The sequence below is a fragment of the Streptomyces durhamensis genome (genome assembly GCF_000725475.1).
Classification (GTDB): Bacteria; Actinomycetota; Actinomycetes; order Streptomycetales; family Streptomycetaceae; genus Streptomyces; species Streptomyces filipinensis.
The window spans coordinates 36,640-59,486 of sequence record NZ_JNXR01000038.1 but is presented as its reverse complement, the minus strand read 5'-3'; the positions used below and the strand labels follow the sequence as shown (position 1 = coordinate 59,486).

The window sequence follows — 22,847 nt, the reverse complement described above, 5'->3', positions numbered from 1 at the left end:
GACCTGGGGGAGGCGGGTCGGGCGAAACCGCGGGGGAGCTTTCCCCTCCCGTGTGACACCGGGGTGTCCGAAAGCCGAAGGAGCGAGGGCGGGACGGTGCCGCCGGGCGGGTGCGCGCGGGCCTCCGTTCACCGCCGACCAGGTAGCCTTCCCTTGGGACGCGCTTTACATGCGGCGTCCTGGAAGACAGGGACGGCGACAGGGGAGGAACCGGCGGTGCACGTCCAGGAATGGCTCGACTCGGTGCCCGCGGCAGCTGTGTACGCCGTGGTGGCCCTGGTGATCGGTCTGGAGAGCCTGGGCATCCCGCTGCCGGGCGAGATCGTTCTGGTCTCGGCGGCGCTCATGTCCTCCCAGCACTCCGGCATCAACCCGATCGTCCTCGGCGCCTGCGCCACCGCCGGTGCCGTGATCGGCGACTCGATCGGCTACGCCATCGGCCGCAAGGGCGGCCGCCCGCTGCTGGCCTGGCTGGGCAGGAAGTTCCCGAGGCACTTCGGCGAGGGCCATGTGGCCACCGCCGAGCGGTCGTTCGAGAAGTGGGGCATGTGGGCCGTGTTCTTCGGCCGCTTCATCGCCCTCCTGCGCATCTTCGCGGGCCCCCTCGCGGGCGTCCTCCACATGCCGTACTGGAAGTTCCTGATCGCCAACGTCCTCGGCGGCATCTGCTGGGCGGGCGGCACCACGGCCGTCATCTACTACGTGGGCGTGGTGGCCGAGGACTGGCTGAAGAAGTTCTCCTACGTGGGCCTCGCGGCGGCGGTCCTGGTCGGCCTGGCCTCCGTGCTGCTCGTCAAGCGCAAGGCGAAGAAGGCCCAGCAGCAGGACCGAGAAGCAGAACCCGTCAGCGCCGGGGAGTAGCAGGCTGAGTAGCAGGCGCCCCGGAAGGGGCGCGGGGCCGGTCGGTGTGCGGCCGCGCCGCGTGGGCGCGAGCGACCCGCACCCGCACGCGCCGGACGGCCTACTCATGCACCCCGCGGTGCGCCTTGGCCAGCTCCGCGTACATGGTGCCGTTGAGAGTCACCCCCTGCTTCTCCTCCTCACTCAGCTCCCGCCGCACCTTCGCCGGCACCCCCGCCACCAGCGATCCCGGCGGCACCACCATCCCCTGCGGCACCAGAGCCTGCGCGGCGACCAGCGACCCGGCCCCGATCACGGCCCCGTTCAGCACGGTGGCCCCCATCCCGATCAGGCAGTCGTCCTCCACCGTCGCCCCGTGCACGACGGCGTTGTGCCCGATGGACACCCGCTCGCCCACGCTCACCGGGAACCCGGGATCGGCGTGCAGGGTGACGTTGTCCTGCACGTTCGCGTGCGCACCCACGGTGATCTTCTCGACGTCCCCGCGCACCACCGCGCCGTACCAGACACTGGCCCCCGCGTGCAGCGTGACGTCGCCGATGACCGAGGCCGTGGGCGCCACGAACGCCTCCGGACCGATGTGCGGCTCCTTGCCCCCGATACCCACGATCAGCGCCTGCTGCGTCATCACCGTCTCCTCGCATCCGTAAGTACCCGCACGGTACGACACGGCGTGGGGCAAAGATCACAGCAGCCCACCCTCTCGCCGGGGACAACCGGTGAGTAACGTGACCCCGTGCCGAAGCCCAAGAACACGTTCTCGTCCTGGCGTCGCCGTGCGGCGCAGCGCATGGTGCACGCGGCCTGGGCCTGGGCACAGCGCGCGGGCTCCGTCACCGCCGACCGCCCCGGCCGTCTGAACTTCGGCTCGATCGGCGAGGCCACCCAGCTCGCCTTCCCGCTCGGCACGGTCTTCGGTGAACCCTGGATCCACCTCGGCTCGTACTGCATCATCGCCGAGCAGGTCACGCTGACCGCCGGTCTGATGCCGGACCTGGACCTCGGCCCGGACCCGATCCTGCGCATCGGCGACGGCGTGGTGCTCGGCCGCGGCAGCCATGTCATCGCGGACACGACGGTCACCATCGGCAGCGACTGCTACTTCGGCCCGTACGTCTACGTCACGTCCACCAACCACTCCTACGACGACCCCCACCAGCCCATCGGCAGGCAGTGGCCCCGCATGGAGCCCGTGGAGATCGGCCCGGGCTGCTGGATCGGCACCGGCGCGGTGATCCTGCCGGGCGCGCGCATCGGCCGGAACGTGGTCGTCGCCGCCGGTGCCGTGGTCCGCGGCACGGTGCCGGATCACGCCGTGGTCGCCGGGGCGCCGGCCCGGGTCGTCCGGCGCTGGACACCCGAGCAGGGCTGGCAGCCGCCCCTCAGGACCCCGGCACCCGTGCCGATCCCGGACGGGATGACACCGGAGCAGTTGCGGGCCCTGGCGGAGCTGGACGAGGACGGGGTGGCCCGGCTCGCGGAACTGGAGACCGAGGGCTGACTCAGCCGGTCGCCAGCAGCAGCGTGCCGACCAGGGCCAGGCCCGCGCCCGCCGCCTGGATCGCGCGCAGCCGCTCGCTGAGGAACCCGCGCGCCGCCAGCGCGGTCACCACCGGATACAGCGAGGCGAGCACGGCCGCCACGGTGACCGGACCGTGCTGGGCGGCGATGGCGTAGGTGCCGTTGGCGGCCACGTCGGCGAGCCCGACGAAGGCCAGCGCGGGCAGCGAGACCCAGGGGAAGCCACCCTCCGGCAGCGCCCGGCCGCCGCGCCGGACGGAGACGGCGAGCGCCGCCCCGCCCACCGCGACGTTCGTCAGCCGCTGCACGAACAGGGCCAGGAAGAGGCCGGTGACGTTCGTCGAGGCCTCCGTGATCAGGGCGAACACCGTGCCGAAGCCCAGGGCCGCGACCAGTGTGAGCAGGATCGTGCGCCGTTGCACGGCCGCGCCGCGCAGCTGTGGGCCGCCCGCGAGGACGACACCGGTGACGGCGACCGCGATGCCCGCGACCTGGAGCAGCCCGGGCCGCTCGCCGAGGACCAGCCCGACGCCGACCGGCACGGCCACGCTCAGCGTCGCGAGCGGCGAGACGACCCCCATGGGGCCGAGCGCGAGGGCCTGGTAGAAGGAGAGCAGGGCGACCGGCCCGACGAGGCCCGCGGCGAAGGCGAACCACAGACGTGGCCCGGCCTCGCCCCACGCGCCCGACGCGACGACGATCGCGCCCAGCACCGCCGCCGCCACGGCCTGCGAGACCACCACGACCGTCAGCGCGGGCGTCCGTCGTGTCAGCAGCCCCCCGCCGAAGTCGGCCAGCCCCCACAGGAGGCTGGTGGTCAGGGCGAAGAATGCTGTCACGGCCGGCCTCGCAGTACAGTTCGGTGAACGATCAGGTACAGCCCACCGTAGTTCAGTTCAGTGAACTCTGTCATCCCATATATTGAACTCTCATCGATGGACGTGATGTGTCGGACCTCGACCTGCTGACCCAGTCACTGGCGCGCAACGTCAAGCGCTGGCGCACCGAGCGCGGCTTCACCCTGGACGCGCTCGCCGCCCGCGCGGGAGTCAGCCGCGGCATGCTCATCCAGATCGAGCAGGCCCGGACGAACCCCAGCATCGGCACCGTCGTCAAGATCGGCGACGCGCTCGGCATCAGCATCACCACCCTGCTCGACTACGCGCAGGGCCCCGCCGTCCGCATCGTCCCGGCCGAGCAGGCCGTACGGCTGTGGCACACCGACGCCGGCAGCTACAACCGCCTCCTGGCCGGCACGGAGGCACCCGGTCCGCTGGAGATGTGGGACTGGCGCCTGATGCCCGGCGAGCGGAGTCCCTCCGAGCCGCACCCGGTGGGCACGGTCGAACTCGTCCACGTCACCGCCGGCGAACTGACCCTCACCGTGGACGGCGTCGAACACCTCGTGCCGACCGGTGCGAGCGCCACGTTCGAGGCGAGCACCTCGCACACGTACGGCAACGAGGGCGACGTCCCGATGGAGATGGTGATGGCCGTGTCGGTGCCGCCGGTGCGCTGAACCGCGCCCCGGCAGGGCGACACCAGACCGGTGACGGGGGGATATCCCCCCGGTCCTGGGGTGCACCGGATCGCGCCCCGCCGGGGGCGAACCTGGCGTGCAGCCATGAGTTCTCCCCTGACTTACGCCGTCAGATGGTGGGCCAGCGCCAGATGAGGGTCCCGCTCGCCCGGCGCCGGCGCCGGGTCGGCGTGGACCAGGGCGGCCGCCAGTCTCGGTACGGCGTGCAGCAGGGCGTGTTCGGCGTCGACGGCGATCGCGTGCGCCTGCCGGAGCGTCGCCTCGCCGTCGACCACCACCGCGAGTTCGGCCCGCAGCCGGTGTCCGATCCACCGCAGCCGCAGTTCGCCCACCTCGCGCACGCCCGGCACCGCCCGCACCGCCCGCTCGGCCCGGTCCACCAGCGCCGGATCGACGGCGTCCAGCATCCGCCGGAACACCTCCCGCGCCGCGTCCCGCAGCACCAGGACGATCGCCGCGGTGATCACCAGTCCCACGACCGGGTCGGCCGGCCGCCAGCCCAGGGCCGACCCTCCGGCACCCACCAGCACCGCCAGCGAGGTGAAGCCGTCGGTACGCGCGTGCAGCCCGTCGGCGACGAGCGCGGCCGAACCGATCTCCCGGCCCACCCGGATCCGGTACCGGGCCACCCACTCGTTGCCGGCGAACCCGACCAGCGCGGCCACCGCGACCGCCGGCAGGTGCGTCACCGGGCGCGGATCGAGCAGTCGCCCCACGGCGGCCCATGCGGCGAAGGCGGCCGAGGCGGCGATGGCCAGCACGATGACCAGCCCCGCGAGATCTTCGGCACGCCCGTAGCCGTAGGTGAACCGCCGGGTCGCCGCCCGCCGGCCCAGCACGAAGGCGATGCCGAGCGGTACGGCGGTCAGCGCGTCGGCGGCGTTGTGCACGCTGTCCCCGAGCAGCGCCACCGACCCGGACACGGCCACCACGGCCGCCTGCGTCAGCGCCGTCGCCCCGAGGACGGCCAGCGAGACCCGCAGCGCCCGCATCCCCCGCGCCGACGCCTCCATGGCCGGGTCCAGCCGTTCGGCGCTGTCGTGGGAGTGCGGGGTGAGCAGATGAGCGAGGCGGTGCCGGAGGCCGGCGGTGCGGGTGCGGCCTTCGTGGTGGGCGTGACCGTGACCGTGGGCGTGGCCGTGGTCGGGTCCGTGGTCGTGGGCATGTCCGTGCCGATGAGGGTGCCGGTCGTTCACGGGGATCCCCTTCCGGTGTGCGGGGTGGACGCATGGCGCCCACCGGACCATTATGTGCGTATGAGCGCACGCATGCACCTGTCACCTGCACACCATGCGCACCCGCGCAGCCCGGGCGAGGAACAGTTCGCGCTCGCCGCCGAGCTGATGGCCCTGCTCGGCGACCGCACCCGCCTCGCCCTGCTGTACGCCCTGTCGGCCGGCGAGGCCGACGTCACGACGCTCACCGAGGCCTGCGCCGCGGCCCGCCCCGCCGTCAGCCAGCACCTCGCCCGGCTGCGGCTCGCGGGCCTGGTCAAGACCCGCAAGGAGGGTCGCCGGGTGATCTACTCACTGCCGCACGGACACCTGCGCCGGCTGGTCGAGGAGGCACTGAAGACGGCGGACCACCACCTCGCCGAAGGGCGCACCGGCAGTCAGTAGGCGGCCGCCGTGCCGAGGTACTGCTCGGCGAAGGCCGCCGCCGCGGCCGGCGAGGTGAACAGCCGGCGCAGCCGGGCCAGGGTGGTGCCGGCGTGGAACGGGTCGCCCGACGCGACCCCGTGGTAGATGTCCGACAGCCATTGTGAGAACTCCTGGTAGTCCCACACCCGGCGCAGACACGCCGCCGAGTAGCCCTCCAGCGGGCCGTGGTCGCCCCGCGTGACGTAGGCGGTGAGCGCGTCGCCCAGCAGGAAGGCGTCGTGCAGGGCGAGGTTCATGCCCTTCGCCGCGATGGGCGCGACCAGGTGACCGGCGTCCCCGGCCAGGAACAGCCGCCCGTGAGCGAGGGGTTCCACGACGTAGTGGTGCATGTCCAGGACGCGCTTCTCGATCAGCCGGCCCTCGGTCAGCGCAGGCGCTCCGGCCGCGCCGAGCCGCTCGCGCAGCTCGGTCCAGACCCGGTCGTGCGGCCAGTTCCGCGGATCGTCGCCGGGCGGGCACTGCAGGTAGAAGCGGGTCACCTCGGGGCTGCGGGGCATCTGCCCGGCGAAACCGCGCGGGTGGACGCCGAACAGGACGCAGTCCGTGGACGGCGGTACCTCCGCGAGCAGCGCCAGCCAGCCGATACCGTCGTCCTGCCGGGCGATCCGCCTGCGCTGCGCGGGTATCGCGTCCCGCGTCACGCCGCGCGCCCCGTCGCAGCCCGCGACGAAGTCGCAGCGCAGCAGCCGCCGCTCACCCGTGTCCGGGCACCGGTACGAGACCGCCGGCCGGTCCGAGTCCAGGTCGTGCAGCCGTACGTCACGCACCCCGAAGCGGATGTCGCCGCCGCGCACGTCGGCGTACTCCCGCACCAGGTCGGTCACCAGCAGGGGCTGCGGGTAGACGTAGTGGTGACTGCCGGTCAGGTCCGCGTAGGCGAAGCGGTGTCGCTCGCCCTCGAAGCGGAACTCGCAGGCGCTGTGCGACTCGGCCCGCTCGGGCAGCCGCTGGGACAGCGCGCGCCGGCCGAGCTCGCGCACCGCCCACTCCTCCAGGACACCGGCCCGGGGCCGCGTCTCGATGAACTGCCTGCTCTCGGTCTCCAGGACGACACAGTCGACGGAGGCGGCCCGCAGGATGCCGCCGACGGTGAGCCCGGCGGGGCCGGCGCCCACGACGACGACCGTACGGCGTTCCTCGGGCGCGGGGACGGGGTGGGGGGAAGGGAAGATCACCCCCGCATTATGACGGTGTCCCGTCAGCCATGGCTCTGCTGACGGGACACCTGGGAGGGGAGGGAGTGGCTCAGTGGGCGGGGGCGTCGGTGACGACGACTTCCTCGATGTCGCGCTCGATCTGCTCGGGCTTGGAGGCGGTCGCCTTGGCCCAGTAGTAGATGCCGAGCGAGAACGCCGCGACGACCAGGATGTCCCACCACAGCGGCAGGTCACCGGTACCACCGAAGGTGCTCAGGTAGGACATCACACCGATGCCCGCCAGGTAGGGGAGCAGCCACTGCGCGGCCTTGAAGTCCAGTCGCGGCGCGTTGGGCAGGTTCTTGCGGATCGCGTACCAGGCGTACGAGCCGAGCAGCACGTAGCCGATCAGGATCGCGAAGCCCAGGCGCCACAGGGTGTCCCAGCCGGACCAGAAGATGATCAGGTTGGCGACCACGAAGGACAGCGGCGAGATGAACTTGCCGAAGGGCAGGCGGTACGGACGCTCGTGGTTCGGCAGCCGGTCGGCGAAGACGCCGTAGGCCAGCGGGGCGCCCGCGTACATCAGCACGCTCGCCGAGGTGATGAAGCTGACCAGCGTCTGCCAGCTCGGGAACGGCAGGAAGCAGATCACACCGGTCACGAACGAGACCGCGAGACCGAACCACGGCACACCGCGCTTGTCCGTCTTGGCGAACGCCTTCGGCGCGTAGCCGTTCTTGGCCAGGCCGTAGGAGATGCGGGAGGTGGCGGTGGTGTAGATCAGGCCGGTGCCGCCGGGGGAGATGATCGCGTCGGCGTACAGGACCCAGGCCAGCCAGCCCAGGCCGACCAGCGAGGCGAGACCCGCCCAGGGGCCGCTGATGCCGGCGTAGGCCAGGTGACCCCAGCCCTTCGCGAAGGAGGCGTGCGGCAGGGCGGCGATGAACACGACCTGGAGCAGGACGTAGATCACGGCGCCGATGGCGACCGAGCCGAGTGTGGCGCGCGGCAGGTCACGCTTCGGGTTGCGGCTCTCGCCCGCCAGCTGGATCGCCTGCTCGAAGCCGAGCAGCGCGAAGATGATGCCGCTGGAGCTGATCGCGGTGAGGACGCCCTTGGCGCCGAACGGCGCGAAGCCCTCGGAGGTGAAGTTGGCGGGGTGGAAGTTGCCGATCGCGATGATGAAGATCGCCGCGAGCGGGACCGCGATCTTCCACCAGGTGGCGGCGCTGTTGGTGTGGGCCAGGACGCGGACGCCGAGGAAGTTGACCGCGACGAACACGGCCATGAGGATCACCGCGACGGTGATGCCGCTGGCCGTCAGCGTGCCGTTGGCGTTCTGCAGCCCGTCGGCGAAGTGCCAGTGCTTGGCATAGCCGATCATGGCCTCGACCTCGATCGGCGCCACGGTCGCGGCCTGGAGCCAGGAGAACCAGCCGAAGGACATGCCGGCGAGGCCGCCGAAGGCGTAGTGCGGGTAGCGCGCGGTGCCGCCCGCCACGGGGAACATGCCGCCGAGCTCGGCGTGCACCAGGGCGAGCAGCACGATGGCCACCGCGCCGATCACCCACGAGATGATCGCGGCGGGGCCCGCTGCCACAACCGCCTTCTCGGCACCGAAGAGCCAGCCGGAGCCGATGATGGAGCCCACTGAGGCCCACATCAGACCGATGAGTCCGACGTCGCGGCGCAGACCACCACCGGTGTCGCTTGTGGCTACCGGTGCAGCCTGGTCGACATTCGCCATGTCAAGTGGCCTCTCAGATCGTAAACGCAGGATTAAGGAGCAAGGAGGCCACAGGCTAGGGACGCTTTCCACGTCAGCAAAAGACTGTTAACCAAAACTTGACCTGGGATCTTAGGTGTCTTGGGCGCACTCACAGTCACGGACTTGTCACAGGTCAGACGGGTTTACGAATGTCAATATTCAGCGGCCAATTGTGAGTAGAAGGAGAGATTCGCTAGCCCAGAAGGGGAATTTCGATCGCCGGGCAGCGGTCCATGACCATGTCCAGACCGGCCGTCCGGGTCCGCTCGTAGGCAGCCTCGTCCACGACGCCGAGCTGGAACCACACCGCTCGCGCGCCCTTCGCCACGGCCTCGTCGGCCACCGCACCGGCCAGCCCGCCGTTGACGAAGACGTCGACCACGTCGACGTCGAAGGGGATGTCGGCGAGGGAGGCGTACCCCTGTTCGCCGTGCACCGCCTCGGCCTGGGGGTGCACCGGCACGATCCGCTTGCCGAACCGCTGCAGCACCCGCGCCACCCCGTACGCGGCCCGGCTCCGGTTGGTGGACAGCCCGACCACCGCCCAGGTGTCGCCCAGCTGGGTCAGGATCCTGCGGATCGTCGCTTCGTCGCCGTACACGGCCGCCTCCTCGGTCTGCGGGGAACTGTTCGCCTGGGCAACAGCACCCACGCGGGTCCGGATTCCCGTCCCTTAGCCGCCACCATGTCCGGAATCGGCGCAAGGTGCCTGCGCACGGCCGCTCGCCCGCCTACGCTCGCCCCGTGCTGCGCATCCTCGACGCCCGAACCGGTGAGCCCGTCCCCGCCGCGCCCGCCCGCCGCGGCCTGACCCGGGTCGAGGCCTACGCCTCCGGCCTCGACCCGACCGCCCTGCGGGTGCTGCTCACCGCCGACCTCCTCGTGCGCGCCCTGGAACTGTCCGGCACGCCCGTCTGGACGATCCTCACCGCCCCGCACCGCCAGGCCGAACTCCGCGCAGCCGCGACCACCCTGTCCATCCGCCCCTTCGAGGACGGGCGCGATCTGGCGTCCGGCCTGGGGGAGGCGCAGGCGATCCATGTGACACCCGAGGGCGCGGACGTCCTCGGCGCCGGTCCGGTGATGCTGGTGGCGCCGGTGCAGTGGCGGGAGGGGCCGGCCGACGGCCCGGCGCCGGCCGGGACGCCCGGCAGCGGTGGGGCGGAGCCGCCGGGGGCCGCCGGCGGCACGGGACCGCGCGTCCCGGACGGTACGGTGCCGGGCGCCTCAGGGGCTGGGACCGCCCCCGGCCGCACTCCCCGGCCCGCGGCGCACCCCGCGTTCCCGGTGCTGCTCGCCGACCCCGCCGCCCTCCGGCTCGCCCTGTGCTCCGTCCCGCGCGGGGAAGCCGTCCGGCTGGACTCCGCCGTGCTGGGCGAGGCCGCCGGGCGGCTGGCGCGATGGCGGCGGGCCGTGGCCGGGTGGGCCCGGCAGCCGTCGCGGCCGGTGCCCGACGAGGTGCGGGCACGGCTGCGCGCCGCGTGGGAGGACGATCTCGACCTGCCCGGGGTGCTGGACGTGCTGCGCTCCGTCGAGAGCGCCCCTGACCTGCCCGACGGGGCCCGCTTCGAGACGTACGTCTACGCCGACCGCCTGCTGGCCCTGGACCTCGCCCGCGACCTCGGGAGCCTCGCGTGATCGCTCGGGCGGGCACGGGCCCGCTGCGCCGGCTGGTCGTGCTGCGGCACGCCAAGTCCGCCTGGCCCGACGGCGTCGAGGACCACCGCAGGCCGCTCGGGCCGCGCGGTCTGCGGGACGCCGCGGCCGCCGGGCGCGCACTCGCCGACGCCGACTGCCTGCCCGACCTGGCCCTGTGCTCCACGGCCGTACGCGCCCGCCGTACCTGGGAGCTGGCCTCCGCGGAGTGGGGCACCCCGCCGCCGGTGCGCTACGACCGGCGGCTGTACGCGGCCGGCGTGCCCGAGCTGCTGGAGGTGGTCCGCGAGGCGCCGCCCGAGGTGGAGACGCTGCTGGTGGTGGGGCACAACCCCGGGCTGGAGGAGCTGGTGCTGGAGCTGGCCGGGGACGGTCTGGACGACACGCTGGACCGGTTGCGGACGAAGTTCCCCACATCCGCGATCGCCGTCCTGTCCTGGTACGGCCCCGGCTGGCCGGCCCTCGGCCCCGGCGTGGCCCTCCTGACATCGCTCACCGTGCCGCGCGGCCGGAAGGGGTAGTGACCGGGAAGGGGTGGAGCCCGGGAAGGGGTGGCGCCCGGGAAGGGGTGGCGCCCGGAGGGGCGCGGGGGGAACCGCGCGACCGGTCACGGCGCCGGCGCGGGCGCGCGACGGCACCTCGTGGCACCTCCGTCCGGCGCTCGCCGGCAAAGCGCATACGCTGACGGGATGCAGGACGAGTACCGCACAGTGGCCCGCGCGGGCGTGCACGAGATCGAGATCAACCGCTCCCGCTTCCTGTGCGCCCTCGCCCCGGCCGCCACCGAGCAGGAGGCGCAGGACTTCGTCGCCTCCGTGCGCAAGGAGCACGCCGACGCCACCCACAACTGCTGGGCGTACGTCATCGGCGCCGACGCCTCGGTGCAGAAGGCCAGCGACGACGGCGAACCGGGCGGCACCGCAGGCGTCCCCATGCTCCAGATGCTGCTGCGCCGTGAGATGCGCTACGTCGTCGCGGTCGTCACCCGCTACTACGGAGGCGTCAAGCTCGGCGCCGGCGGACTCATCCGCGCCTACGGCGGCGCCGTCGGCGAGGCCCTCGACACCCTCGGCACGCTCACCCGGCGCCGCTTCCGGCTGGCCACGGTGACCGTCGACCACCAGCGCGCCGGCAAGGTCCAGAACGACCTGCGCGCCACCGGACGCGAGGTCCGGGACGTCCACTACGGCGAGGCCGTCACCATCGAGATCGGCCTGCCGGACGCCGATGTGGACGCCTTCCGCGCCTGGCTCGCCGATGTGACGGCGGGCACGGCGGCCTTCGAACTGGGCGGAGAAGCCTACGGAGATGCATGACATATGGCCCTAATCGGGCATATGTCCATCCATGCCGACCGGTCGTCACGGGCTGATACGGGAGTAACCGCCCGTGATGTCAGACCCGGCCGTTAGTCTCGGGGATCATGCGACTGCTGCACACGTCCGACTGGCATCTCGGCCGGGCCTTCCACCGGGTGGCCATGCTCGGGGCCCAGGCCGAGTTCATCGGTCACCTCGTCACCACCGTGCGCGAGCGCGAGGTGGACGCGGTGGTCGTGTCCGGCGACGTGTACGACCGCGCGGTGCCCCCGCTCGCCGCGGTCGAGCTCTTCGACGACGCCCTGCACCGCCTCGCGGACCTCGGCGTGCCCACGGTGATGATCTCCGGCAACCACGACTCCGCCCGCCGGCTCGGCGTCGGCGCCGGACTCATCGACCGCGCCGGCATCCACCTGCGGACCGAGCCGTCCGCCGCCGGCACCCCCGTCATGCTGGCCGACACCCACGGCGACGTCGCCTTCTACGGTCTGCCGTACCTCGAACCGGCCCTCGTGAAGGACGAGTTCGGGGTGGAGAAGGCCGGCCACGAGGCCGTCCTGGCCGCCGCCATGGACCGCGTCCGCGCCGACCTCGCCACACGAGCGCCCGGCACCCGCTCGGTCGTCCTCGCCCACGCCTTCGTCACCGGCGGCCAGGCCAGCGACAGCGAGCGGGACATCACCGTCGGCGGGGTCGCCGCCGTACCGGCAGGGGTCTTCGACGGCGCCGACTACGTGGCGCTCGGCCATCTGCACGGCTGCCAGACCCTCACCGAGCGCGTGCGCTACTCCGGCTCCCCGCTCGCCTACTCCTTCTCCGAGGCCGACCACCGCAAGAGCATGTGGCTCGTCGACCTCGGCGCCGACGGCTCGGTCGCCGCCGAGCGCGTCGACTGTCCGGTGCCGCGCCCGCTGGCCCGCATCAAGGGCGCCTTGGACGACCTCCTGGCCGATCCGGAGCTGGGCCGCCACGAGGACGCCTGGGTCGAGGCCACCCTCACCGACGCGGTCCGCCCCGCCGACCCCATGGCCCGGCTCACCGAGCGCTTCCCGCACACCCTCAGCCTGGTCTTCGCCCCCGAGCGCGCCCCGGCCGATCCCCAGGTCTCGTACGCCCGGCGCCTCGCGGGCCGCAGCGACCAGCAGATCGCCCAGGACTTCGTCGCCCATGTGCGCGGCGCCGGGCCCGACGAGCGGGAGACGGCCGTGCTGCGCGAGGCGTTCGACGCCGTCCGCGCCGACCACGCCCTGCGGGAGGTGGCCCGGTGAGGCTGCACCGGCTCGACATCACCGCCTTCGGACCCTTCGGCGGCTCGCAGAGCGTCGACTTCGACGCCCTGTCCGCCGCCGGACTGTTCCTGCTGCACGGCCCCACCGGCGCCGGGAAGACCTCCGTCCTGGACGCCGTCTGCTACGCCCTGTACGGCGCCGTCCCCGGCGCCCGGCAGAGCGGCAGCGGCCAGGGCATGAACCTGCGCAGCGACCACGCCGAGCCCCGCACCCGCACCGAGGTCCGCCTCGAACTCACCGTCGCCGGGCGCAGACTGGAGGTCACCCGGCAGCCGCCGTGGGAGCGGCCCAAGCTGCGCGGCAAGGGCACCACCGTCGACAAGGCCCAGACCTGGCTGCGCGAGTACGACGGCGCGGCCGGCGCCTGGAAGGACCTCAGCCGCTCCCACCAGGAGATCGGCACCGAGTTCGAGCAGCTCCTCGGCATGAGCCGCGAGCAGTTCTGCCAGGTCGTGCTGCTGCCCCAGGGCGACTTCGCCCGCTTCCTGCGCGCCGACGCCGAGGCCCGCGGCCGGCTGCTGGGCCGCCTCTTCGACACCCAGCGGTTCGCCGACGTGGAGAAGCGCCTCGCCGAACGCCGTCGCGCCACCGAGGCCCGCGTCCGGGAGGGCGACGCCGCCCTGCTCGCCGACGCGCACCGCATGCAGCAGGAGGCCGGCGACGCCATGGAGCTGCCCGAGCTGGCACCTGGCGATCCCGGCCTGGCCGAGGCCGTGCTCGGCGCCGCCGCCGTGGCCCGCGCCACCGCCCGGGAACGCCTGACCGTCGCCCACTGCCGTCTCACCGCCGCCGAGTCCGCCCACGCCGGAACCCGGCGCGCCCAGGAGGAGGCCCGCGAACTCGCCCGGCTGCAGAGCCGGTTCGCCGAGGCCCGGCAGCGCGCCGAGCGGCTCCACGAGCGGGCCGGCGCCCACCGCGAGGCCCAGCAGCGCATGGAGCGGGCGCGCAAGGCGGAGACCGTCGCGCCCGCGCTGGAGCTGCGCGAGGCCGCCGAGGAGGAGCACCGCAGGGCCGCACGGGCCGAGGCACGCGCGCGGGGCATGCTCCCCGACTCCTACGCCGACGCCGGCGCGGGCGGGCTCGCCTCCGCCGCCCGCCGGGTCGCCGAGGAGCTGGGCGGCCTGGACGCGGCCCGCCGCGCCGAGCGGCGGCTTACCGAGCTGGCCGAGGAGCGGTCCGGGCTGGACCGCCAGGAGCGCGCCGACGAGGACGTGCTCCGCGAGGCCGAGACCTGGCTCGCCGAGTGGGACACCACCCGCGCGGCGCTGCAGTCCCGCGTCGACTCCGCGCAGGAGGCCGCCACCCGCGCCGAACAGCTCGCCGTGCGGCGGGATCCGATGCGCGGACGCCTCGACGCGGCGCGCACCCGGGACCGGCTGGCCGCGGACCTGGAGGAGGCCCGGCAGCGCGCGGGCACCTCCGGGCAGCGCGCCCTCGACGCCCGCGCCCACTGGCTCGACCTCAAGGAACAGCGCCTGAACGGCATCGCCGCCGAGCTGGCCGCCCACCTCAGCGACGGCGAGCCCTGCGCCGTCTGCGGAGCCACCGAACACCCCGCTCCCGCCCGCAAGGTCGCCGGACATGTCGACCGTGAGAGCGAGGACCGGGCCCACCGGGCCTGGCAGCAGGCCGAGACCCGGCACGCCGAGGACGACCAGCGTCTCGGCGCCGTCCGCGAGGCCCTGGCCGCCGCCACCGCCGAGGCCGGGGACACTCCCACCGCACAACTCGAAGAGGCGGAAGCCGAGTTGGAGCGGGAGTACGCCCGAGCCCGCCGCGACGCCTCCGCGCTGCACGCCGCCCACGAGGAGCTGCGCCGCGCCGAGCAGGAGCGCGAGCAGCGCCTCACCGACCGCCAGCAGGCCGCCGTACGGGCCGCCTCCCGGCTCACCCGCCGGGACACCCTGGAGCGCGAACAGGCCCAGCTGGAGGCGGAGTTGACCAAGGCGCGCGGCACGTCCGGCAGCGTGGCCGCCCGCGCCGCACAGCTGGAGCGGCAGGCGACGCTGCTCACCGAGGCGGCCGACGCCGCGCGCACCGCCGAGGACACCGCCCAGCGCCTGAAGGACGCCGACGCGCGCCTCGCCGACGTCGCCTACCGCGCCGGCTTCGACACCCCGCAGGCCGCGGCCGACGCCCTCCTCGACCCCGCGGCCCACCGCGAGCTGCAGCACCGCCTGGACACCTGGCAGACGGAGGAGGCCGCCGTACGCGCGATGCTGGCGGAGGCCGACACGGCGCACGCCGCCCAGCAGCCGCCCGCCGACCTGGCCACGGCCGAGCACGCGGCGGCCACGGCCGAACGCCGTCTGCGTGAGGCGGCGTCCGCGCGGGACGCGGTGGCCCGCTGCCGCACCGAGCTGGACCGCCTCTCCGCGCGCGCCACCGAGGTCGTACGCCGGCTCGCCCCGCTCCGCGAGGAGTACGACCGGGTCGCCCGCCTCGCCGCCCTCACCGCGGGCACCTCCGCCGACAACGAACGCAGGATGCGCCTGGAGTCGTACGTCCTCGCCGCCCGTCTCGAACAGGTCGCCGCCGCCGCGACCGCACGGCTGCAGCGCATGTCCTCGGGCCGCTACACGCTCGTCCACTCGGACGACCGCGCCGGACGCGGTCGCAGCGGACTGGGACTGCATGTGGTCGACGCCTGGACCGGACGCGAACGCGACACCGCCACCCTGTCCGGCGGGGAGACCTTCTTCGCCTCCCTCGCCCTCGCCCTCGGCCTGGCGGACGTCGTCACCGACGAGGCCGGAGGCGTCCGGCTCGACACCCTCTTCATCGACGAGGGCTTCGGCAGCCTCGACGACCAGACCCTGGACGAGGTCCTCGACGTCCTCGACTCACTCCGGGAGCGGGACCGCAGCGTCGGCATCGTCAGTCACGTCGCCGACCTGCGCCGCCGCGTCCACGCCCAACTGGAGGTCGTCAAGGGCAGATCGGGGTCGGCGCTGCGGCAACGGGGCGTCTGACCTGGATCGTTGCCCCCGCCGTTCCGCAGCCATCCTTGATCCGCGGCGGTGCCTGCAGCCGCTGCCCGTCAGTTCACATCTCCGACCGGTGAGTTCAAGGATTTCGTACGTCCTCGGCGGTCATGGCCAGCAGGACCAGGGCATCGTGCTCGGCCGTCCTGGGCGGGGCCTGGTAGATCAGCACGCGCTGACCGTCGCCCGCGGGGGTGAGTACCTCGTTGGCGAGCGTGATCGGGCCGACCGCGGGGTGCCGGAACGCGGTCTCGCCCGCGCGCTTGACCCATACCTCGTGCCGGCGCCACAGAGCGGCGAACTCGCCGCTGGCCGAGGAGAGTTCGTCGACCAGCGCGGCGGTGCGCTCCGGCGCGCTCAGTTCGGCGGTGTGCAGGTGAGCGACGCAGTTGCGGGCCACCCGGTCCCAGTCGGCGAACAGGGTCCGCGCGGCCGCGTGCACAAAGGTGTACCGGATCGTGTTGCGCCGGCCGGGCGGCCAGTCGCTGAGCCCAGGCATCAACGCAAGGCCCTCAGGATTGGCGGCCAGCACGTCGTTGACCTCGTCGAGTACGTACGCCGGGCTGGGCCGGACCGATTCCAGCAGCAGCCGTAGGCCAGGGCCGGCCGGTCGCGGATCGGCGGGCCGGTGGCGCGGTGTCCGCCCGGCGACCCGGTCGGCGAGACCGAGCAGGTGGGCGTGCTCGTCAGCGCTGAGGCGCAGGGCCCGGGCCAACGCGCCCAGGACCGCGTCGCTGGGCGCGGTCTCCCGCCCCTGCTCGATCCGGATGTAGTAGTCCACGCTCACGCCGGCCAGCGCGGCCAGCTCCTCGCGGCGCAGCCCGGGTGTGCGCCGGGTACCCGGCCCGGTGGGCAACCCGACATCGGCCGGGCCTATCTGCCCGCGCCGGATCCGAAGGAACCTGGCCATCGCGTTCACGGCTGAGAGTCTGCCACCGGTCGAACCGCTCCTGGGTGGCCGTGGCACACCCAGGAACCCCGCGGCCTCCCCGGCGCCGGTCCGGCGGTGCAGCCTCGAACCATGACCAACGCGATCATCATCGGTGGCGGCTCCGGTATGGGCCTCGCCCTGGCCCGGACCCTGCTCGCCGAAGGCATGGATGTGACGATCGTCGGCCGATCCGCCGACCGGCTCGCGACGGCCCGGGCGCACCTGGAAGGGCCCGAGCGCGGGAAGATCAGCACCGTCACGGCCGATATGGGAAGGGAGGAGGACATAGCGGAACTGTTCGCCCAGGTGGATCGAGTGGACCACGTGGCGGTCACCGCGGCGGACGCAACCGGCGTGTACGGCCGGACCGCCGACGTCGCCACCGCGACCGCACGGTCCGTCGTCGACACCAAACTGCTCGGGGCCTGGCTGGTCGGCAAGCACGCGGCCGGGCGAGTCACCGGCTCGATCACCTACACCTCGGGCATCAACGCCTACCGTCCGAACGGGTCGAACACGATCATGGCCGCGGCCAACGGCGCGCTCGCGTCGCTGGCCTGCGGGCTGGCGATCGAACTGGCACCCGTGCGGGTCAACGTGATCTCCCCCGGCTGGGTGGACACCCCCATCTGGAACCAGCTCGGCATGGACAGACAGGCCGCCTTCGCCAAGCTGGCCGAGCAGCTCCCGGCCCGCCGCGTCGGCACCCCCGACGACATCGCCCAGGCGTTCTCGTCGGTGATGCACAACGGATTCATCACCGGAACCGTGCTGCACGTGGACGGAGGACACCGCATCACCTGATCCTGATCGGTGCGAGCGGGAGCATGGTGCCGATCACGTTCACGATGACGTCAGTGGCCCAGGGCACGCCGGGGCAGTGGTGAGGAGTAGACGACGCTGGTGGTCACCGAGCCCAGCGCGCCGATCTTCCCGGAGGTCTGCTCCAGGTGGGCCATGGACCGTGCGGCGACCTTGATGACGAAGCAGTCGTCGCCCGTCACATGGTGGGCCTCCAGGATCTCGGGCGTCGCGGCCACCAGGTCGTGGAACGGCTTGTAGTTGCCGTTCGGGTACCGCAGCCGTACGAACGCCAGGATCGGCAGTCCCAGCCGTTCGGGATCGACGACCGCGGCGTATCCCTGGATCACGCCCGCCTCCTCCAGCCGCCGGACCCGTTCGGTGACGGCACTCGGCGACATGGAGACGGCGCGCGCCAGCTCGGCGTAGCTGGCTCGTCCCTCCCGCTGGAGGACTTCGAGAATGCGCCAGTCGGTGGCGTCCGGGGAATACGCGGTCATCCCGGATGGATAGCAGGGGAATCCCCGGCACATCAAGGGGAGGGCCGTGGATCGTCCCTTCAGGAAGCGGTTCGCGGGCCATAGATTTCCAGTCATGATCACCAAGACAGACGAGAACCCCGTCCTGCGCGTCGCCCCCGCCGCGCCCGCCGAGGCCGCCGCCTACTTCCGGGCGAGCCTGGCCTTCCACGCCGACGTCTCCGACGTGGCCGCCGCGCTCGCGGCCGGCGGCGACCCCGGCTTCGTCGTCGTGGACTCCCGCTCCGCCGAGTCCTGGGACCAGGGCCACCTCCCCGGCGCGATCCACCTGCCCACCGCGCTCGTCCCCGAGCAGGCCGAGCGGCTCCTGGACAAGTCCGTGCCGGTGGTGACGTACTGCTGGGGCCCCGGCTGCAACGGCGCCACCCGCGCCGCTCTCGCCCTCGCCGAACGCGGCTACCAGGTCAAGGAGATGCTCGGCGGGTTCGAGTACTGGGCGCGCGAGGGCCTCGCGTACGAGACCTGGCAGGGGCGCGAGCAGCGCGCCGCCGACTCGCTGACCGCGCCCGCCGAAGGCGAGTGCGGCTGCTGATCGACACCGTGTAGGTTCTCTGCCCATGGCTCGATACGCGGAACCAGGCGCGCTGGAGTGGGTCGAATCGGGCGGCGGCCCGCTGATAGCCGTACCGGAGACGGTGCTGCCGTTCTGGGCGGGCGCCGACAGCGAGGAACTCGACACGGACTACGACCGGGCGTGCGAGGTCGACGGGTACGTGGGCCTGCTCCCGGTCGGCGACAGCGCGGCCCTGGTGTTCGGTGACGAACCCGCCGCCACGTCCTTCCTGCCGGACCACGCCACCTTCGTACGCTGGTCCGCCGCGAACTCCGAGGAGGAACTGCTCGCCGAAGTCCCCGCCGCCCTCGACACGGCGGCGTGGGGGAGCGAGGTGCAGTGGCGGGTGCCCGGCCCGGTGCTGCTGTTCGACTCGGCCTGGCCCGGCGGCAGCGCGGAGGGCCAGGAGCATCTGCGGATCGACCTGGCACCGGGCTCGTACGCGGTGCGCGCCGCGTACGTCCAGCCCGGGCCGGAGACCTGGGTCGGCCTGGTGCAGCTCAGGCGGCTCGGCCACTGACCGGACCGGCCACGACGGTCAACGCAGGTTGTCGAAGGCGATGTTCAGGTGCCGTGGGCCGCGGAGCACCGCGTTCTGGCGGTACGGCGGCGGGTCCTCGACCAGCCGCGGATTCTCCAGCCGCCGGGCCAGTTCGGCCAGCGCGATCTGGGTCTCCAGCCGGGCCAGCGGAGCGCCGAAGCAGCTGTGGATGCCGCTGCCGAAGCCGAGGTGCTGGATGTCCTCGCGGTCCGGGTCGAAGCGCTCGGGATCCTTGAACCGCTCCGGGTCGCGGTTGCCCGCAGCCAGCATCAGCCAGATGCGGGAGCCCTTGGGGATGGTGACCCCGCGCAGCTCGATGTCGGTGATACAGGTGCGCTGCGGCACGATCTGCACCGGGGGTTCGTAGCGCAGCAGCTCCTCCACGATCCGCACCGACAGGCCCGGGTCGTTGCGCAGCCGCTCCAGGATCTCCGGGTGGCGCAGCAACGTGAGCATGCCGTTGGTGATGAGGTTGACGGTCGTCTCGTGGCCCGCGATGAGGAGCAGCACCGCCGTGCTGAGCACTTCCATCGTCGTCATGGCGCCGTCGGGACCTCTGCTGTTCACCAGGTCGGACAGCATGTCGTCGCGTGGTTCCTTGGCGCGCTGCTCCACCAGTCCGTTGAGGTACAGGCCGAGCTGCAACCGTGCCTCCTGCGCGACCCGCTCGGACTCGGCGCTCGTCCGGGTGTCCGGGTCAAGACCGGCGACGATCGGGTCGACCCAGGCACGGAAGCGGGGCTCGTCCTCGCGCGGCACGCCGAGCAGCCGGCAGATCACCGTGACCGGGAAGGGATACGCGAACTGGTCGACCAGGTCGATCTGCCGTGTGTCCCCGAGTCCGTCGATCAGCCCGGTGACGATCTCACCCAGCTCGCCCCGCATGCTCTCGATCCGGCGCGGCCGGTGCGGTGGCCCGAAGGAGCTGTTGGCGATCCTGCGCAGCCGGTCGTGCTCCGGCGGGTCGAGCCGGATGAAGCTCGGGGGGAGCCCCGTTCCCTCCGACTGGGAGAGTTCGTCGTCACCGGCGGCGGTCTGGTTGGCGGCGTCGGAGCTGATCCGCGGGTCGTGGAGCAGGGCCTCGATGTCGTAGTACGAGCTGATGACGTAGGGGCCGTCCTCCTCGTGGAGCACCGGTGTCCGGCGGAGTTCCTCGTAGATCGGATACGGGTTGGCGCGGTTCGCGAAGTCGGTGATCTGGCGCAACATCGAGGCGTGCGGCATGACAGGTCCTTGAGACGTCGGCCTGGGCGGCGGTCAGTGGCGGGCGGGGTGGAAGAGCAGCTGCTGATCGGCCGGCGAGTAGCCGCTGAGGGTCACCATGGGGCCGTGGGTCGGCAGGGACGGGTCGGGGAAGTCGGCGTCCACCGGCTGCCGGCCCTCGGGACGCCGGTCCACCGTCGGGAACTCCACCGGGAACGGCGCACCCCGCTCGATCTGCCGCTGGTAGAACTCCAGCCACCGGGTGTTGTCGAAGGTCACGGCGGCCACCATCCGGCCCTGGTGGCCGTAGACGCCGACGAACCGGCGCTCGGCCAGCGAACCCTGCGTGATCATGATCTGGTCGCCCATGGGCGGCACACCGACCGACTTGATGTTCACGCCGAACATCGACGACCAGAAGGCGGGCATCCACAGGTGCGGGCGCCGGTCGGCGCCGTGGCAGATCATGTTGTGCGCCGCCGTCTGCGCCTGGGAGACGGCGTTGCCCCAGTGCTCCAGCGAGAGGAACTGGTAGCCGAACAGCGCGTGCGGGGAGCGTGCCACGTCACCCGCGACGAAGACGTCGTCGGTGACGATGCCCCGGAAGTCGAAGGCGCGACAGCCGGCATCACAGGCGATGCCCCGCGGTCCCGCACCCAGCCCCGAGCCGGTCAGCCATTCGGTGTTGCGCACCGACCCCAGCGAGACGACCACGACATCCGCCTCGACGGAGCTCTCGTCGGACAGATGCACCGCCCGCACCCGGCCGGCCGAGTCGCCCTCCAGCCCCGTCACCGTGACGCGGGTGCGCAGATCCACCCCGTTCTCGGTCTGCAGGTCGGCCGCGACCGCACCGATCACCCCGCCGAGGGCGCCCACCAGCGGAGCACCGGCACGCTCCGCCACGGTGACGGGCAGGCCCATCTCCCGGCAGGCCGACGCGACCTCGGAACCGGCGAAACCCGCGCCGATGATGAACACCCGGCGCGGCCCCGCCTTCAGCCGCTGGTACAGGTCGGCGGCGTCGTCCCGGGTCCGCAGCAGGCAGACGCCGCCCAGCCGGGCCTCGTCCTCCTTGGGCCAGGGCCGGGCGCGGACGCCGGTCGCGATGAGCAGCCGGTCGTACTCCACCTCGTCCCCGTCGGCCAGCCGGACCCGCTTGGCCGTCAGGTCCAGACCCGTCGCCGGGACACCGAGCCGCCACTTGGCGTCGATCTCCCGGCGGTGCGGCAGCTCGGTGTGGCGCGGGGACGCCATGCCCAGCAGGACGGACTTGGACAGCGGCGGCCGGTCGTACGGCTCGTACGGCTCGTCACCGATCAGGGTCAGTTCGCCGGTGAAGCCCTCGGCGCGCAGCGTCTCGGCGGCCCGCAGACCCGCCAGCGAGGCACCGACGATGACGATACGGCCTTCGCGCCTGAGCCAGTCGACGTGGTCAGCGGGCATCGGACGCCTCCCGGGCGTCTCCCGTGTCGTCCAGCCCGTCCGCCGTGATCGCCTGCACCGGGCAGGCGGCGACGGCGCGGGCCAGCCGCTCCCGCTGCTCCTCGGGCGCGTGCGGGTTGTAGACGAGTGACTCCTCGCCGTGCATGGCGAAGACATCGGGAGCGAGGAACGCGCACTGGGCGTACCCCTGGCATTTGTTGAGATCGACGACGAGCCTCATCGACGCTCCGCCCTTCCGGTGGCCAGGTCCGGTGGCGCCGGCCGGGGGCGCGGCATTCCCGGACGGCGGTCATGTCCCGTCTGCCAGCATGAGCGGGGTGGGGCAACATCGCCCGTCGGGAAGCCCCATTCGGGCTGCCGGACGTCCGCGGCACGCCCGCCACCGGGAACCGGCCGTTCAGGGGTGTTCCGCGGTGCGGGTCCCGGCGCGACCGCGGGCCAGGATGATGTACACGCTGAGCACCAGTGACCACGCGGGGAAGACCAGTTCCGCCCAGCGCACGCTGGACGCGACGAAGAGCAGCGTGAGGGCGGCCAGGAAGCCAAGGGCCGAGAGCCAGCGGGGCAGGACGCCCAGGCGCCGGCCGATCACCGACATGGAGCAGACGAAGACGGCCGCCATCCGCGTGGCGTACGCCATCAGCGTGTACGCGAGATGACGGCCGAAGTCCCAGGTGGGCAGCTGCGGGGCGGTGCCGGTGGGGTGTCCGACGGAGAGGACGGCCGCCGCGGCCGCGGCGGCGCCGAACATCGTGGCGGTGTAGACGAGTCCGCTGCCGAGGAAGACGGTGGCGAGGAACTTGTCCTCGACCGCGCCGACGTGCGCCCGCACCGCGCCGACGAACCACAGGAAGAAGATGCCGGCGAACGGCACGAGCGCGAGGGCCGTCCGCAGCGCCTTCCGCTGAGCGGAGTCCGTGAATCCCGGGATGCCGGCCGCGGCGGCGCCTTCGGGGATGCCCAGCCGTACGAGGACGATCGCCGCCGCGAGCAGCAGTGCGAACACCACGCCCGCGAGGCCGGCGGCCCGGGGTGTCTCCAGCGCCTGCTGCCCGTGCTGCTTCATGCCGGCCCGCCTCCTCCGCATCGCCTCCG

24 protein-coding genes are annotated in these 22,847 nt (G+C 73.0%); 12 read left to right on the top strand and 12 right to left on the bottom strand.

Annotated elements, in window-relative coordinates; genetic code table 11:
• Positions 1 to 216: 216 nt before the first annotated feature.
• Positions 217 to 861, top strand: coding sequence for a DedA family protein (locus tag IO33_RS0137665; RefSeq protein WP_031173559.1), 645 nt, complete (start codon positions 217 to 219; stop codon positions 859 to 861).
• A gap of 100 nt (positions 862 to 961) precedes the next feature.
• Here IO33_RS0137665 and IO33_RS0137660 read toward each other — a convergent pair whose 3' ends face one another.
• Positions 962 to 1,489 carry a gamma carbonic anhydrase family protein gene (locus IO33_RS0137660; protein ID WP_031173558.1) on the bottom strand — a complete coding sequence of 176 codons (528 nt, stop codon included), beginning with the start codon at positions 1,487 to 1,489 and terminating at the stop codon, positions 962 to 964.
• Positions 1,490 to 1,597: 108 nt separating this feature from the next.
• Here IO33_RS0137660 and IO33_RS0137655 point away from each other — a divergent pair, with 108 nt between their 5' ends.
• Positions 1,598 to 2,362, top strand: a complete 765-nt coding sequence (locus tag IO33_RS0137655; RefSeq protein ID WP_031173556.1) for an acyltransferase — start codon at positions 1,598 to 1,600, stop codon at positions 2,360 to 2,362.
• 1 nt (position 2,363) lies between these two features.
• On the opposite strand, the gene IO33_RS0137650 is transcribed toward IO33_RS0137655, so the two are convergent.
• Entirely contained in the window at positions 2,364 to 3,221 is an 858-nt protein-coding gene (locus IO33_RS0137650; protein ID WP_031173555.1) for a DMT family transporter, read from the bottom strand.
• Between the two features lie 107 nt (positions 3,222 to 3,328).
• Between IO33_RS0137650 and IO33_RS0137645 the strand changes: the two genes are divergently transcribed.
• On the top strand, positions 3,329 to 3,901 hold the full coding sequence (locus tag IO33_RS0137645; RefSeq protein WP_031173554.1) for a helix-turn-helix domain-containing protein: 573 nt from the start codon (positions 3,329 to 3,331) through the stop codon (positions 3,899 to 3,901).
• A 122-nt stretch (positions 3,902 to 4,023) separates the two neighbouring features.
• Here IO33_RS0137645 and IO33_RS0137640 read toward each other — a convergent pair whose 3' ends face one another.
• Positions 4,024 to 5,118: a cation diffusion facilitator family transporter gene (locus IO33_RS0137640; protein ID WP_031173552.1), complete on the bottom strand. Its 1,095-nt coding sequence runs from the start codon at positions 5,116 to 5,118 to the stop codon at positions 4,024 to 4,026.
• A gap of 60 nt (positions 5,119 to 5,178) precedes the next feature.
• Between IO33_RS0137640 and IO33_RS0137635 the strand changes: the two genes are divergently transcribed.
• On the top strand, positions 5,179 to 5,541 hold the full coding sequence (locus tag IO33_RS0137635; RefSeq protein ID WP_245235978.1) for an ArsR/SmtB family transcription factor: 363 nt from the start codon (positions 5,179 to 5,181) through the stop codon (positions 5,539 to 5,541).
• Here the strand turns inward: IO33_RS0137635 and IO33_RS0137630 are convergent.
• The 3 genes from IO33_RS0137630 to IO33_RS0137620 all read right to left on the bottom strand — a co-directional run bounded on the left by IO33_RS0137630 (position 5,535) and on the right by IO33_RS0137620 (position 9,091).
• Positions 5,535 to 6,758 (bottom strand): 4-hydroxybenzoate 3-monooxygenase, encoded by a 1,224-nt coding sequence (locus IO33_RS0137630; protein WP_031173549.1) that lies wholly within the window; start codon positions 6,756 to 6,758, stop codon positions 5,535 to 5,537. The two genes, IO33_RS0137635 and IO33_RS0137630, sit on opposite strands and share 7 nt — an antisense overlap.
• Before the next feature lie 70 nt (positions 6,759 to 6,828).
• Complete coding sequence (locus IO33_RS0137625) at positions 6,829 to 8,469, bottom strand: APC family permease (protein WP_031173548.1); 1,641 nt, start codon at positions 8,467 to 8,469, stop codon at positions 6,829 to 6,831.
• 214 nt (positions 8,470 to 8,683) lie between these two features.
• A complete protein-coding gene (locus tag IO33_RS0137620) occupies positions 8,684 to 9,091 on the bottom strand; it encodes a CoA-binding protein (protein ID WP_031173547.1) in 408 nt (135 codons plus the stop codon).
• 143 nt (positions 9,092 to 9,234) lie between these two features.
• Between IO33_RS0137620 and IO33_RS48270 the strand changes: the two genes are divergently transcribed.
• From IO33_RS48270 to IO33_RS0137595, 5 genes are all read left to right on the top strand, one after another.
• Positions 9,235 to 10,128 (top strand): cysteinyl-tRNA synthetase, encoded by an 894-nt coding sequence (locus IO33_RS48270; RefSeq protein WP_037686977.1) that lies wholly within the window; start codon positions 9,235 to 9,237, stop codon positions 10,126 to 10,128.
• The gene (locus IO33_RS0137610) at positions 10,125 to 10,667 is read left to right on the top strand and encodes a SixA phosphatase family protein (RefSeq protein ID WP_031173543.1); all 543 of its coding nucleotides are present in this window, start codon (positions 10,125 to 10,127) and stop codon (positions 10,665 to 10,667) included. Before IO33_RS48270 ends, IO33_RS0137610 begins: the two co-directional genes overlap by 4 nt.
• Before the next feature lie 168 nt (positions 10,668 to 10,835).
• Positions 10,836 to 11,462 (top strand): YigZ family protein, encoded by a 627-nt coding sequence (locus IO33_RS0137605; protein ID WP_031173542.1) that lies wholly within the window; start codon positions 10,836 to 10,838, stop codon positions 11,460 to 11,462.
• A 107-nt stretch (positions 11,463 to 11,569) separates the two neighbouring features.
• The gene (locus tag IO33_RS0137600) at positions 11,570 to 12,733 is read left to right on the top strand and encodes an exonuclease SbcCD subunit D (RefSeq protein ID WP_031173541.1); all 1,164 of its coding nucleotides are present in this window, start codon (positions 11,570 to 11,572) and stop codon (positions 12,731 to 12,733) included.
• Positions 12,730 to 15,726, top strand: a complete 2,997-nt coding sequence (locus IO33_RS0137595; RefSeq protein ID WP_031173540.1) for an AAA family ATPase — start codon at positions 12,730 to 12,732, stop codon at positions 15,724 to 15,726. The genes IO33_RS0137600 and IO33_RS0137595 overlap by 4 nt, the downstream gene beginning before the upstream one ends.
• Positions 15,727 to 15,820: 94 nt before the next feature.
• On the opposite strand, the gene IO33_RS0137590 is transcribed toward IO33_RS0137595, so the two are convergent.
• Entirely contained in the window at positions 15,821 to 16,648 is an 828-nt protein-coding gene (locus IO33_RS0137590; protein WP_031173539.1) for a helix-turn-helix domain-containing protein, read from the bottom strand.
• Between the two features lie 111 nt (positions 16,649 to 16,759).
• Here IO33_RS0137590 and IO33_RS0137585 point away from each other — a divergent pair, with 111 nt between their 5' ends.
• Positions 16,760 to 17,473 carry an SDR family oxidoreductase gene (locus tag IO33_RS0137585; protein ID WP_031173538.1) on the top strand — a complete coding sequence of 238 codons (714 nt, stop codon included), beginning with the start codon at positions 16,760 to 16,762 and terminating at the stop codon, positions 17,471 to 17,473.
• Positions 17,474 to 17,523: 50 nt separating this feature from the next.
• Here the strand turns inward: IO33_RS0137585 and IO33_RS0137580 are convergent, their stop codons facing one another.
• Entirely contained in the window at positions 17,524 to 17,970 is a 447-nt protein-coding gene (locus tag IO33_RS0137580; RefSeq protein WP_031173536.1) for an Lrp/AsnC family transcriptional regulator, read from the bottom strand.
• Positions 17,971 to 18,064: 94 nt separating this feature from the next.
• Here IO33_RS0137580 and IO33_RS0137575 point away from each other — a divergent pair, with 94 nt between their 5' ends.
• Both IO33_RS0137575 and IO33_RS0137570 read left to right on the top strand, forming a co-directional pair.
• A complete protein-coding gene (locus IO33_RS0137575) occupies positions 18,065 to 18,541 on the top strand; it encodes a rhodanese-like domain-containing protein (protein WP_031173534.1) in 477 nt (158 codons plus the stop codon).
• 25 nt (positions 18,542 to 18,566) lie between these two features.
• A complete protein-coding gene (locus tag IO33_RS0137570) occupies positions 18,567 to 19,082 on the top strand; it encodes an immunity 21 family protein (protein ID WP_031173533.1) in 516 nt (171 codons plus the stop codon).
• Positions 19,083 to 19,100: 18 nt separating this feature from the next.
• Here the strand turns inward: IO33_RS0137570 and IO33_RS0137565 are convergent, their stop codons facing one another.
• From IO33_RS0137565 to IO33_RS0137550, 4 genes are all read right to left on the bottom strand, one after another.
• Entirely contained in the window at positions 19,101 to 20,327 is a 1,227-nt protein-coding gene (locus IO33_RS0137565) for a cytochrome P450 (protein ID WP_031173531.1), read from the bottom strand.
• 33 nt (positions 20,328 to 20,360) lie between these two features.
• Positions 20,361 to 21,752 (bottom strand): NAD(P)/FAD-dependent oxidoreductase, encoded by a 1,392-nt coding sequence (locus IO33_RS0137560; protein ID WP_031173530.1) that lies wholly within the window; start codon positions 21,750 to 21,752, stop codon positions 20,361 to 20,363.
• Positions 21,742 to 21,972 (bottom strand): ferredoxin, encoded by a 231-nt coding sequence (locus IO33_RS0137555; protein WP_031173528.1) that lies wholly within the window; start codon positions 21,970 to 21,972, stop codon positions 21,742 to 21,744. Before IO33_RS0137555 ends, IO33_RS0137560 begins: the two co-directional genes overlap by 11 nt.
• 177 nt (positions 21,973 to 22,149) lie before the next feature.
• Positions 22,150 to 22,818 (bottom strand): hypothetical protein, encoded by a 669-nt coding sequence (locus IO33_RS0137550; RefSeq protein ID WP_031173526.1) that lies wholly within the window; start codon positions 22,816 to 22,818, stop codon positions 22,150 to 22,152.
• Positions 22,819 to 22,847: the final 29 nt, after the last annotated feature.